The organism is Patulibacter sp. (assembly GCF_030655195.1).
Lineage (GTDB): Bacteria > Actinomycetota > Thermoleophilia > Solirubrobacterales > Solirubrobacteraceae > Patulibacter.
On the sequence record NZ_JAURWA010000082.1, the window covers coordinates 1 to 12,953 of the forward strand.

The 12,953-nt window shown below is 72.9% G+C and carries 8 protein-coding genes; 5 read left to right on the forward strand and 3 right to left on the reverse strand.

Features of this window, described 5'->3' with window-relative positions:
• Nucleotides 1-178: 178 nt before the first annotated feature.
• The 3 genes from Q7T67_RS08545 to Q7T67_RS08555 all read right to left on the reverse strand — a co-directional run bounded on the left by Q7T67_RS08545 (nt 179) and on the right by Q7T67_RS08555 (nt 4,593).
• Nucleotides 179-1,624 carry an AarF/ABC1/UbiB kinase family protein gene (locus tag Q7T67_RS08545; RefSeq protein ID WP_304788048.1) on the reverse strand — a complete coding sequence of 482 codons (1,446 nt, stop codon included), beginning with the start codon at nt 1,622-1,624 and terminating at the stop codon, nt 179-181.
• A 74-nt stretch (nt 1,625-1,698) separates the two neighbouring features.
• The gene (locus Q7T67_RS08550) at nt 1,699-2,487 is read right to left on the reverse strand and encodes an MBL fold metallo-hydrolase (protein ID WP_304788050.1); all 789 of its coding nucleotides are present in this window, start codon (nt 2,485-2,487) and stop codon (nt 1,699-1,701) included.
• Between the two features lie 81 nt (nt 2,488-2,568).
• Nucleotides 2,569-4,593, reverse strand: a complete 2,025-nt coding sequence (locus Q7T67_RS08555) for a M1 family metallopeptidase (RefSeq protein WP_304788052.1) — start codon at nt 4,591-4,593, stop codon at nt 2,569-2,571.
• A 312-nt stretch (nt 4,594-4,905) separates the two neighbouring features.
• Here Q7T67_RS08555 and Q7T67_RS08560 point away from each other — a divergent pair, with 312 nt between their 5' ends.
• From Q7T67_RS08560 to Q7T67_RS08580, 5 genes are all read left to right on the forward strand, one after another.
• Nucleotides 4,906-5,283: a VOC family protein gene (locus tag Q7T67_RS08560; RefSeq protein WP_304788054.1), complete on the forward strand. Its 378-nt coding sequence runs from the start codon at nt 4,906-4,908 to the stop codon at nt 5,281-5,283.
• Nucleotides 5,283-6,878, forward strand: coding sequence for a Ppx/GppA phosphatase family protein (locus Q7T67_RS08565; protein WP_304788056.1), 1,596 nt, complete (start codon nt 5,283-5,285; stop codon nt 6,876-6,878). The genes Q7T67_RS08560 and Q7T67_RS08565 overlap by 1 nt, the downstream gene beginning before the upstream one ends.
• 93 nt (nt 6,879-6,971) lie before the next feature.
• Nucleotides 6,972-7,631 carry an NUDIX hydrolase gene (locus Q7T67_RS08570; protein WP_304788058.1) on the forward strand — a complete coding sequence of 220 codons (660 nt, stop codon included), beginning with the start codon at nt 6,972-6,974 and terminating at the stop codon, nt 7,629-7,631.
• Entirely contained in the window at nt 7,628-7,987 is a 360-nt protein-coding gene (locus Q7T67_RS08575) for a hypothetical protein (RefSeq protein ID WP_304788060.1), read from the forward strand. Before Q7T67_RS08570 ends, Q7T67_RS08575 begins: the two co-directional genes overlap by 4 nt.
• A 357-nt stretch (nt 7,988-8,344) precedes the next feature.
• Nucleotides 8,345-12,826 (forward strand): multifunctional oxoglutarate decarboxylase/oxoglutarate dehydrogenase thiamine pyrophosphate-binding subunit/dihydrolipoyllysine-residue succinyltransferase subunit, encoded by a 4,482-nt coding sequence (locus tag Q7T67_RS08580; protein WP_304788062.1) that lies wholly within the window; start codon nt 8,345-8,347, stop codon nt 12,824-12,826.
• Nucleotides 12,827-12,953: the final 127 nt, after the last annotated feature.

The window sequence follows — 12,953 nt, forward strand, 5'->3', positions numbered from 1 at the left end:
CCGGGCGACCCTGCGCCCCACCCCCTGACCGGGTGCGCCGAGCCGCGCCGCCGTCCGACCCGCCCGACCCCGAGACGCTCGGGGCGGGGCCCGGCCCCCTCCGGGTGCGCCGAGCCGCGCCGCAGTCCGACGCGGCCGGACCTGAGACGCTCGGGGCGGGGCCCGGCCCTTCCCCCGCCTAGCGGCCGCGCTCGGCGAGCCAGGCGGCCTCGCGCTCGCCCATCTCGCTGTAGGGCGTGTCGCCCATGAGCCACTCGCGCACGATGCGGTGGTAGTTCAGGCTGGCGTCGAGCTGGGAGCAGACCGCGATCGCCATGCCGCCCAGGCGCAGCGACCAGACGTATTCGGCCGGCACCGTCGCGCGGCGGACCTTGGCCCAGTGCGGCGAGCGGGGGTCGGAGACCTCGAAGACCATCTCGGCGACGTGCTCGGGGACGAGTCGGGCGTCCTCGTCGTCCATCGCGAACCAGACGAGCTTCTCGGCGATCTCGAGCGCGTCCTGCGCGGTGAAGCCGGCGGCCGGCGGGATCCAGCGGATCTCCTGCATGTGGCGCAGGAGGGCCTCGCCGTCGCGCGCCAGGCAGAGCCGGATCGTCTCGGCCTGCTTCTCCACCATGTCCTTCGAGATCCGGTGGAAGAGGCCGAAGTCGAGGAACGCGACGCGCCCGTCGGCCATCAAGATCGAGTTGCCGGGGTGCGGGTCCGCGGAGAACTGCCCGTCGCGCCAGACGCCGCCGTAGTAGAAGCGGAAGACGATCTCGGCCAGGCGGTTGCGCTCCGTCTGGTCCTTCTCCTTCCAGGCCTCGAAGCCCTCGCCCTCGACGAACTCGGTGACGGTGACCCGCTTGCCGCAGAGCTCCGTGGCGACCTCGGGCACGAAGACGAACGGGTGGCCGCGGTGCGCGCGGGCCATCGTGCGCTGGTTCTGCGCCTCGAGCTCGTAGTCGAGCTCCTCGATGGTGCGCTCGCGGATCTCGTCGCCGACGGACTGCACGTCGATGCCGGGCGCGACCGCCTTGGCCAGGCGCAGGATCAGGCCGAGGTTCTGCAGGTCGGAGCGGACCGCCGCGTCGATGCCGGGGTACTGCACCTTGACCGCGGCGATGTCGGTGCTCCAGCCCTTCGGCCGCTCGCGCAGGCGGGCGCGGTAGACCTGGCCGATCGAGGCGGCGCCGATGGCCTCCTCGTCGAACTCGGAGAAGACGTCGGTGAGCTTCTGGCCCATGTCGGCCTCGATGACGCGGCGCATGTCCTTGAAGGCCACGCTCGGCGCCATGTCGCGCAGCTTGGAGAGCTTCTTCTGGAACTCCTCGCGGTGCTCCGGCGGGACGAGACCGACGTCCATGAAGCTCAGGACCTGGCCGACCTTCATGGCCGCGCCCTTCATCGTCCCGAGCACGTCGACGATCTGCTCGGCCGTGCGGAACTGCTGCTCCGACATGCGCTGCGAGCGCTCCTCCTCGGTGCGCCCGTAGTTCGTCACGCGCGTGGCGCCGTCGCGCATCGCCGCGCGGGCGGCCAGGCGGCCGAGGGACGCCGCCCGGCGGTAGCGCCCCGTGGGGATGGCTCCGCCGTCGTCGTCCGGCGTCCCGGGTCCCCTGCTCCGCCCGCCGTGCTCAGCCATGCGTGGATCGTACCCGGGGTAGGTCCGCCGACTCCCCGGGTGGCGCCCGGGCGCTCCCGTCCCGGCCCGGTCGCTCAGGGGCGGCGGACCTTCGAGCCGGGGACGAGATCGTCAGCACCGTCCGGCCACCGGATCCAGCACTTCGTCCCGCCGTCGTAGTCGGCGGCCTCGAGGACCAGGCGCACCTCGTGGTCCTCCGTCCCACCGTCGTCGTCCGGGAGCGACACGATCACGGGCTCGTCGCCCTCGTCGTCGACCCCGTTCCAGATGCGGACGAACGGGTTGTGCTCGCGCTCGTGCCCGATCGTGGTCGGGTCGGCGTGGCCGGAGACCACGACGGTCTCGTCCGGCAGGTCCAGCAGCGTGTCCATGATCGAGGACTTCAGGTCCTCGAACGTCGTGTGCCCCGGTGCGCGGACACCGGCGACGGACTCGCGGAACAGCGTGTCGCCCGTGAAGACGTGGCCGTGGCCGACGAAGCTGAGCATCCCCTTCGTGTGACCGGGCGTGGCGACGGCGCGGAACTCGAGGTCGTCGCCGATGCGGATGACCTCGCGGTCCTCGATGTTCGCGGTGAAGCCGGTGACGAACTCCGAGGCGAGCGGCTGCTCGAACTCGTGGATCAGGACGTCGACCTTGCCGATGCGGTCGAGGACCTTCTCGAGCTCGGAGACGTGGTCGTAGTGGTGGTGGGTGAGCAGCACCGCGGCGGGGGTCATGCCGTGCTTGGCGGCGGCCTCGCTCATCTTCTGGGCGTCGGCGCCGGCGTCGATGAACGCGCACGGCCCCCCGGGGAACCCGACGACGTAGGAGTTGCCCACGAAGTCGGGGATCTCGATGCGTTCGACGACGATCTCGGCCATCGCCCGATGCTCGCAGATCGCCCCGGGGCCCTCGTCGTCCCGCGGGGCCGGCGACGGTCGCCGGCCCCCAGGGAGACCGAGTCAGCGCGCCGGCAGCGCGTACGTCTCGAAGTTCGCGATCGAGATCTGTGGCTTGTTCCCGGCGGCCGGATCGCCCGAGTACGAGGTGTACAGCCACTGGTCGAAGAACTCGTCCCAGCGTGCGCCGCGGTCCGCTGCGGTGGACGGGTCGTCGCGCTTGACGATGGCGATGAAGTCCGCCGTCGTCCCGTTGGCGTACCGGTGCTCGACGAGCCAGTCGTGCATGACCTTCTTGAACGTCGTCTCGCCGAGGATGGCCCGCAGCGCCGACCCGACCATCGCGCCGCGGTCGTACATCGCGTCGCTGTCGAAGATGTCCGCGGCGGTCGGCGGGTCCGCCGGGGCGATGTTCCAGAACGTCGTCGACGTGCCCGCGTAGAGCGCGTCGAAGCGGTCGCGGGTGCTCTGCGGCGAGGTGCGGGTCTGCTCCGACCAGAGCCACGACGAGAACTCGGTCAGCCCCTCGTTGAGCCAGATGTCCCGCCACTGGCGCAGCGTGACGAGGTCGCCGAACCACTGGTGGGCGTTCTCGTGGGCGATCGTCTCGATGCCGACGCCGGTGCTCGCCGCATTCGACGACGGGTAGGTCGGCTTGGTCTGCGTCTCGAGGACGTAGCCGATCCCGCGGTCCACGCGCGGGACGATGCCGCCGGACGCCGCGAACGGGTACGGCACGTCGTAGTAGGAGGCGTAGAAGTCGAGGATCGACGGCACCCGCTGCTGGTTCGCGACGATCGCCGCCCTGCCCGCCACGAACGACCGGTCCACGTACACGTAGTTCGGGCGGGCGGGGTTCGTCGTGAGGTCCGAGCCCGAGGCGTCGAACTTCCCGATGGAGACGGTGGCCAGGTACGGCGCCATGAGCTCGGCCTGGTGCCAGTCGTACGTCGTCGTCCCGTCGTCGTTGACGGTCGTCGACTCCAGGACGCCGTTGGACGCGCCGGTGAAGGCCGAGGGCGACGTGACGCGGATGTCGAACGTCGCCTTGTCGAACGGGACGTTGTTGGCCGGGAACCAGCCCTGCGAGCCGAGCGGCTCGCCGAGGGCGACGGCGCCGTAGGTGGTGCTCGAGAGCCAGCCCTCGGAGGACCCGTCGGGGTCGATCACGGGGGTGGGGACGCCGCCGTACTCGACGCGGACCACGAACGTGCTGCCGCTCCGGATGCCCGCGGCGGGGGTCACGACGAGCTTGTTGGCGTCGAGGTCGAGGGCGAAGCCCGCGGGCGCGCCGTCGACGGAGACCTTCGAGACCGCGGTCCCCTGGAAGTCGAGGCTGAAGTCGCTCAGGTCCTGCGTCGCCTTCGCGGTGACCGTGGCCGTGCCGCGGAGGACGCGCGTGACGACGTCGGCGTAGCGCAGGTCGAGGTCGTAGTGCAGGGCGTCGTAGCCGCCGTTGCCGATCGTCGGGAAGAGCGAGTCGCCGAGCGTGCGGGCCCCGGGGGTGTAGGCCGTCGGGTCGGCCGGGGGCGTCGGGACGGGTGTCGGCGTCGGGGTGGGCGTCGGTGTCGGCGTCGGCGCGGGTGCCGGTGCGGGCGCGGGCGTCGGCGGGACCGGCACCGCGTTGGCCGGCACGCGCACGCCCCGGGGCGACTGCCGGCACGAGGTCGTGCCGTCGCGGCGGGTGCGCTTGGCGCAGGCCGTGAGCATGAACGTCGTGTTCGCCTTGAGGGCGGCGGACGGTGCCAGGCGCGCCCGGGCCCTGAACGTGCGGGTGCTGCCCGGCCGGACCTTGGCGATGCTGTCGGAGCCGACGGCGAAGCGGATGGTGGCGCCGGAGCGGGAGCGCAGCTCGAGGGAGACCAGCGCGGCGCTGCTCCTCCCGCCGCTGTTGCGGACCTTGCCGGTGACGGTGAAGCGCTCGCCGGCCTTCAGCCCGGACGGTGGCGCGCTGACGGCCGTGACCTTCAGCTTCGCCGGTCGGGTCTTGGCGGCCGACGCGCTCGCGGGCACGACGGCGAGCGCGGCCACGGCGACCAGCGGCAGGACGGTTCTCAGGTGACGCGGGGGCGTCGTTCTCTCGGGCACGGGGACCTCTCGGGGCACGAGCCGCCGGCGAGGCACCGGACGGCAGGGACCGGGCGACCCTCCCACACTCCGGGCCGGCCGTCCCGGCCGCCGGGGCCAACCTCCGGGCCGCCGATCGGGACGGTGGGAGTCGTCCTGCCCCGGAACGCAGGAATCGAAGATCGGACACCGTTCACCCGACGATCTCCGGGGCACCGACGACGGTTTCCGGCGTCCGCACCGGCGACGCGAACTTCTCGCCCTCCGACGTCCGGGGGCCGCGTCGCCCGCCCGGAGCGAGCCCGCCCGCACCCCGCGCTAGCCTCCGCCACGATGCCCGAGCTCCTCCACACCTGTTACCGGATCGGCGAGATCGATCGCTCCGTCGCCTTCTACGTCGCGCTGGGCTTCGAGGAGGTCCGCCGGATGCCCATCGGCAGCGACGCGACCAACGTCTTCATGGGCCTGCCCGGCGACGGCGCGCGGCTCGAGCTGACCTACAACCACGGCGTCTCCGACTACGAGATCGGCACGGGCTACGGCCACATCGCCGTCTCCGCGGAGGACCTCGACGTCACGCTCGAGCAGCTCGCCGGCCAGGGCATCCAGCCCGAGAAGCCCCCGTACTCGGTGCGCGAGGGCGGCTCGCGGATCTGCTTCGTGCGCGACCCCGACGGCTACCGCATCGAGCTCGTCGAGACGAGCGGCTGATGGCCGTCCCGGGGGTCGCGGGCACCGCGTCCCCCGCGTCGCGGCGGGCCGTGGTCGACCTCGGGTCCAACACGTTCCGGATGGTCGTCTACGCGATCGACCCCTCCGCCGCGCTCGTCCCCGGCGGCGCGTGGCGCCAGACCGCCGAGCTGTACGAGCCCGTCCGGATCGGCGCCGACCTCGGGCCGGACGGCGAGCTCCAACCACGCGGGCTGCGTCGCGCGTTCGTCGCGATCCAGCTGTTCGACCACTTCTGCCGCTCGCACGAGCTGACCTCCGACCGCATCGACGCCGTCGCGACCAGCGCCATCCGCGAGGCGCCCAACCAGGACGCGATCCTGGACGACACGCGCGCCCAGACGCTGCTGCGCCCGCGGGTCCTCAGCCAGACCGAGGAGGCCGCCTACGGCCACGTCGCGGCGATCAACTCGACGACCCTGCACGACGGCGGGGTGCTCGACATCGGCGGCGGGTCGATGCAGCTCGCCCGTACACGCGGCCGCCACGCGACGGACAGCCGGTCGTGGCGTCTGGGCGCGGTGCGCACCACCGAGCAGTTCCTCCAGGGCGACGGGCCGACGAAGGGGCACCAGCTCAAGGCGCTGCGCCGCCACGTCGAGGGCGAGCTCGCCGCCGCGCCCTGGGTCGCCGACCTGAGCGACCGGCTGGTCGGCGTCGGCGGCGCGGTGCGCAACCTCGCCACCGCCGCCCGGAACGACCTGGGCAAGACGGACCTCGGCGTGCAGGGCGTCGCCGTGGACCGCGACGCGCTGGGCGGGCTGATCGAGGAGCTCGCGGCCCTGCCGCCCGCCGAGCGCGGCTCCGTCGCCGGCGTCAAGCCGTCGCGCGCCGACGTCATCCTCGGCGCCGCGGTCACCATCGACACCGTCCTGCACGTCGCGGGGCTCCACGCGATCGAGGCGACGGAGTTCGGCCTGCGCGAGGGCGTGCTGCTCGACCGGCTGCTCGCCGGCGAGGCCGCCCTCGGTGGGCTGGCCGCCTACCCCGACGTCCGCGACGCCGCGGTCCGCAACCTGGCCTTCCGCTACGACGGCGACCCCGCGCACTCCGCGCACGTGGAGAAGCTGGCGCTCGAGCTCTTCGACGGGCTCACGGCGCTCGGCGTCCACGAGGGCTCCGCGCGGGAGCGGAGCCTGGTCTCCGCCGCCGCGGCGCTGCACGACATCGGCATGGCGGTGGGCTACGACGACCACCACAAGCACGGCCGCTACCTGCTCGTCACGAACGGCCTGCCCGGCTTCTCCCCCGCGGAGACCGCCGTCGTCGGCCAGGCGATCCGGTACCACCGCAAGGGCAACCCGACCATGGGGCCGTTCCGCTCGATCGTCCGCGAGGGCGACGACGAGCGACTGCTGCGGATGGTCGCCCTGCTGCGGATGGCGGAGGGCATGGAGCGCGGGCACGACGGCGCCGTCCGCGCGGTGACGCTGCGCCGCGACGGCGACCGGCTCCTCCTGCACATGAACTGCGGCGTCGGCGGCGCGCCCGTCGCGCGCTGGGCGGCCGAGGGCCAGGCGGGGCTCGTGCGCCGCGCCTTCGGCATGGACCTCGAGGTCACCGAGGGCGCGGACTAGCGCGGGCGACGCCGGGCGTCCGCGGACGCGTCGGGGCCCGGGCCGTGCCGGGCTCGGCGTCCACCCGCCCACGGCGTCCGGCATCATGGGGGAATGACGGCGGGCCCGACCATCCTCGCCTCCGGCCCGTGGACCCCGGAGCAGGTGACCTACACCTGGCTGGAGGAGCCCTACGAGGCCGCGCCGGAGGCCACGGCGGCGGCCGACGCCGAGATCCAGCGCCTGAAGGACCGGGACTCCCCCAGTCACGACGGCGTCTCGACCCGGCTGGTCGCGCACCGCGTCGACGAGGCCGGCGCACTGCACCTGGAGCTCGAGCCCGTCCGCTGGGCGCTGCGCCTGCTGCCGGGCGGCGCCGCCCGCTCCATGACCGGCCAGTGCGTCGTGCGCGACCACGAGGGCCGCTGGCTGGCCGGCCGGCGGGCCGCATGGGTCGCCACCTGGGCCGGGCGCTGGAGCCTCGGCGCCGGCGGTGCCGTCGACCCGGGCGAGTCGCCGATGCACACCCTGGAGCGCGAGCTCGACGAGGAGTGGGGCGTCGCGGCGGAGCGGATCGCCGGCCTCTCCCTCGTCCTGCTGCCCAGCGACCTCGTGATGTTCGTCGGCATCGCCTGGCTCGCGCCCGGCGCCGAGGTCGACCGGGACCCCGAGCACGACGCCCACGAGTGGTGGCCGGCCGACGTCGACGCCTGGCCCGAGCACGCCGAGCCCACGCTGCGCGGGCTGGCCCGCGCGGTCCAGGGCCTGACGTGAGCCTCGGCCGCATCCCGGAACGCTCGGCGCCGGATCCCGTCAGCCGGGCGCTGATCGCGATCGCCCCGCCGTTCCGGGTCATGAAGTGGCTGTCGTTCCTGCACTCCGGGATCTACTTCCTGCTGATCGTCCTGGCGGTCGCCGACGTGCTGCCGGACGTCAAGCTCGTGGTCGGCTGGATGCACGGCTTCGGCTGGATCGGGATGTGCGTCCTGACGATCGCGACGGTCCGGGCCAAGGTCATCCCGCTGTGGCTCGGCGCGTGCGTCGCGGTGCTCGGCGGGGTCGGGCCGTTCATCGGCTCGATCGGCTTCGTCGTCGAGCAGCGCCGCCGGGCGCGGCACGCCTCGGCCTGAGGCGGGACGTCCGCCCCGGTCGCGCGAACGGCGGCGCGCGACGTGCAGACGGCGAGGGGCGACGGGCAGACGGCGACGGACGACGCGCACACGGCGACGGGCGACGCGCACACGGCGACAGACGGTCGGCGCCGACGGACGGCGGCGCGCGACGAGCCGTCGGCGCCGGACGGTGGACGGCGCCCCGTCGTGTCACCCCGCCGCTCGCGGGCGGGCCGCCTCGTACCCGCGCCCGACGGCCGCCACGCCCCTGCACGCATCGCCCCGGACGGGCGGCGGAGCCCTGTGACAGACGGGGTTCGCAAGTCCCCCGGCGCCGACTCCGGTCGCTGGGAGGAGTGCTAGGTTCGATGTCTCATGGCGACAGGCACCACCGTCCAGGTCATCCTCCCGCAGATGGGCGAGTCCGTCGCGGAGGGCACGGTGCTCGAATGGCTCAAGCAGCCCGGCGACGAGGTCACCGAGGGCGAGGACCTGGTGGTCATCTCGACGGACAAGGTCGACGCCGAGATCCCCGCCCCCGCGTCCGGCACGCTCGTGGTCATCCACTCCCAGGACGGCGAGACGGTCCAGTCCGGCACGGTCGTCGGCGAGATCGATCCGAACGGCTCCGGCGGCGGCTCGTCCTCCGGTGACTCGTCGGATGGCGAGTCCTCGGCCGAGGCGTCCGCGGGCGCGAGCGCGTCGAACGGGTCGTCCCCCGACGGCGCGGGCGACGCCGGCACCGCCGACGCGGGGGCCGACGCCACCTCGTCGGACGCCTCCGAGGCCGGCGCCTCCAGCGACGGTGCGGCCAAGGCCGCCGACCCCGCGGGCGACAAGGCCACGGGCGGCGACCTCGTCGACATCGTCACCCCGTCCGCGGGCGACTCCGTCACCGAGGCGACGCTCCTGGAGTGGCTCGTCGAGGAGGGCGCCGAGGTCGAGGAGGGCGCCGACGTCCTCGTCGTCTCGACCGACAAGGTCGACATGGAGCTGCCCGCCCCCGTCGGCGGCGTGCTCGAGAAGAAGCTCTTCGCCGACGGCGACACGATCCACCCGCAGGAGGTCATCGGCCACATCCGCGCCGGTGCGCCCAAGGGCGGCGGCGACGCCTCCCCGACCCCCGTCCCGGGCGTGGCCGAGGGCGCCGACGGCACCCCGACGCCGGTCACCTCCGACGCGGGCTCCGCGGCGACGATCCCCGACGACCTGAAGATCAGCCCGGTCGCCGCGCGCGTGGCCGAGGTCGAGGGGGTCGACGTCTCCGGCGTCCGCGGCACGGGCCCCCAGGGCCGCATCACCAAGGACGACGTCCTCGACGCGCAGAAGAACGGCGGCCGCTCGTCCGCCGAGGTCAAGCGCACCCCGATCCGCGGCGGCGCCTCCGCGCTGGCGCGCGGGATGGAGGAGTCGCTGACGGTCCCGACCGCCACGTCGTTCCGCACGATCACCATCACGACGCTCGACGGCCGCCGCAAGCAGCTGAAGGCCGCCGGCGAGAAGGTCTCCTTCACGCACCTCATCGGCTACGCGATCGCCCGGGCGGCGACCGAGCAGATGCCGCAGATGGCGCTGACCTACGAGAAGGACGACGAGGGCGGCCCCGTCCTGGTCGACGCGGGGCAGGTCAACCTCGGCATCGCCGTCGACGTCGAGCGGCGCGGCAAGCGCACGCTGATGGTCCCGGTCATCAAGGACGCCGGCCGCCTGAGCTTCCGCGAGTTCCTCGACGCCTTCAACGCGCTGATCGCCAAGGCGCGCGACAACAAGCTCACGGGCGACGACATGCAGGGCGCCAACGTCCAGCTGACCAACCCGGGCGGCATCGGCACCGTCGCCTCGGTCCCGCGCCTGATGTCGGGCAACGGCACGATCGTCGCGACCGGCTCGATCGCGTACCCCGTCGGTCTCGGCGAGATCGGCGAGCTGATCGGGGCGGAGAAGGTCATGTCGATGACCTCGACCTACGACCACCGGATCATCCAGGGCGCCCAGTCCGGCCAGTTCCTGAAGACGGTCGAGGAGTACCTGCAGGGCGACCACGAGTTCTACGAGCAGGCGTTCTCCGACCTCGGCGCCGACCTCGGTCCCGCGATCGAGAAGCCGCAGCCGAAGATCCAGGCCGGCGGCGCCGGTGCCGCGGCCACGGCGGTCGCGCAGGGCGGCGCTCCCTCGATCGAGCTGCTCCAGGCCGTCCAGGCCGCCACGTCGCTGATCCGCGCGATCCGCTCGCACGGCCACCTGCTGGCCAAGCTCGACCCGCTCGAGGCCGTCTCGGACCGCACGCCCGAGGAGATCGCCCGCCAGATCGGCGTCGACCTCGACCGCCTCGGCCTGAGCGAGGACCACCTCAAGCAGATCCCGGCGTCGATCCTGCGCACGTTCGTCGACGGCGAGACGCTCGCCGACGTGCTGCCCGCGCTCCGCGACGTCTACTGCGGCTCGACCGCGTACGAGGTCGAGCACATCTCGGAGAACGAGCAGCGCATCTGGCTGCGCGAGAAGATCGAGTCCGGCGAGTTCCGCAAGCCGCTCTCGCCCGAGAGCAAGAAGAGCCTGCTCGGCCGCCTGATCCAGGTCGACACGTTCGAGCGGTTCATGCAGAAGGCCTACCTCGGCCAGAAGCGCTTCTCGATCGAGGGCCTCGACATCACCGTCCCGGTGATCGACGAGCTGATCCACCTCGCGGGTGCCCGCGCCGGCGCGCAGGAGGTCATCATCGGCATGGCCCACCGCGGCCGCCTCAACGTGCTGGCCCACAACCTCGGCCGGCCGTACGACGCGCTCTTCACGGAGTTCGAGGGCGGCTCCGTCATCGCGGCCGCCAAGACCGTCACGCAGGACCTGCAGGGCGGCACCGGCGACGTCAAGTACCACCACGGCGCCTCCGGCCGCTACGAGCTGCCGGACGGCAAGTCGATCGGCGTGGTGCTCGAGAGCAACCCGTCGCACCTCGAGTTCGTCAACCCGGTCGTCCTCGGTGCCGCCCGCGCGGTGCAGACCGACCGCGGTCAGGCGCACGGTCCGCGCGACGAGGACGTCGCGCTGCCGATCATCATCCACGGCGACGCGGCCTTCCCGGGCCAGGGCGTCGTCGCCGAGTCGCTGAACCTGCAGGCGCTCGAGGGCTACCGCGTCGGCGGCGCGGTCCACCTGATCTGCAACAACCAGGTCGGCTTCACCACCGACCCGACGGACTCCCGCTCGACGAAGTGGTCGTCGGACCTCGCCAAGGGCTTCGACGTGCCGATCATCCACGTCAACGCCGACGACGTCGAGGCGTGCATCAACGCCACGCGCCTGGCCTTCGCCTTCCGCCAGGAGTTCGGGCACGACGTGCTGATCGACCTGATCGGCTACCGCCGCTACGGGCACAACGAGTCCGACGAGCCCGCCTACACGCAGCCCGTGATGGCCGACACGATCAAGAAGCACCCGCGCGTGTCGGAGCTCTACGCGGAGCGCCTGGTCGGCGAGGACGTCCTCACCAAGGACGCCGTCGACAGCCAGCGCCAGTCGGTCAACGACAACCTCACGGAGCTGCACCAGAGCGTCAAGTCCAAGGTCAAGGAGTGGCAGGAGGCCGGCGGCACGATCGACACCTCCGCCACCGGCACGTACCTCATGGACCGCTCGCGGTCCGAGGAGCCCGTCACGAAGGTCTCCAAGGACGAGCTGCTGCAGCTCAACGAGGAGCTCCTCACCGTCCCCGACGGCTTCGAGTGGAACCAGAAGCTGAAGAAGCAGATGGACAAGCGCCGCGACGCGCTGGGCCCCGACGGCGGCATCGAGTGGGCGCACGCCGAGGCGCTGGCCTACGCGTCGCTGGTCAAGGAGGGCGTCCCCGTCCGTCTGACCGGCCAGGACTCCGAGCGCGGCACGTTCTCGCAGCGCCACCTGGTCCTGCACGACGCCCGCGACGGCAAGGGCTACGCGCCGATCCGCAACATCCCCGGCGCCCAGGCGCCGATGGAGCTCTACAACTCGCCGCTGTCCGAGGTCGCGTGCCTCGGCTTCGAGTACGGCTACTCGCAGGAGGCGCCCGAGGCGCTCGTCCTCTGGGAGGCCCAGTTCGGCGACTTCGTCAACGGTGCGCAGGTCATCATCGACCAGTTCATCGTGTCGGGCCTGGCCAAGTGGGGCCAGACCTCGCGCCTGACGATGCTCCTCCCCCACGGCTACGAGGGCGCGGGCCCGGAGCACTCCTCCGGCCGCGTCGAGCGCATGCTCCAGCTCGCCGCCGAGGGCAACATCCGCGTGGCGAACGTCACCACGCCGGCGCAGTACTTCCACCTCCTGCGCCGCCAGGCCCTGATCGAGAAGCCGCGGCCGCTCGTCGTCATGACGCCGAAGTCGCTGCTGCGCCTGCCCCAGGCCCGCAACCGCATGGAGCACCTCTCCGAGACCCGGTTCTTCCCGGTCCTCGGCGAGCCGGGCGTCGACTCCAACGCGGTCACGCGCCTGATCCTCTGCACCGGCAAGGTCTTCTACGACCTGCGCCAGCACGAGATGCGCCAGGACAACGCCCAGGTCGCGATCGGCCGCATCGAGCAGCTCTACCCCTTCCCGGAGCAGGGCCTGCGCGACCTGATCGGCGCGTACCCGAACCTGCGCGAGGTCGTCTGGGTCCAGGAGGAGCCGCGCAACATGGGCGCCCGTGCCTTCATGGCCCCGCGCCTGCAGCAGATCCTCCCCGACCACCTGGCCATCGGCTACGTCGGTCGCCCGGAGCGCGCCTCCCCGTCCGAGGGCTACCCGGCCGCCCACACGATCGAGCAGAACCGGATCGTCAAGACGGCCCTGGACGCCTCGGCGCCCGTGTCGCAGTTCCCGAAGCGGAGCCCCGGCAACCGCTGAGGTGGCGCGTCGGCCGCGGCCGGCGCGCACCAGCAGGACCCGAGCGCCCCGGCCCGAGTGCCGGGGCGTTCTGCGTTGCGGGGGGGGGCGGTGGCGCGGCGGGCGGGCGGGCGGGCGGCAGCGTGGG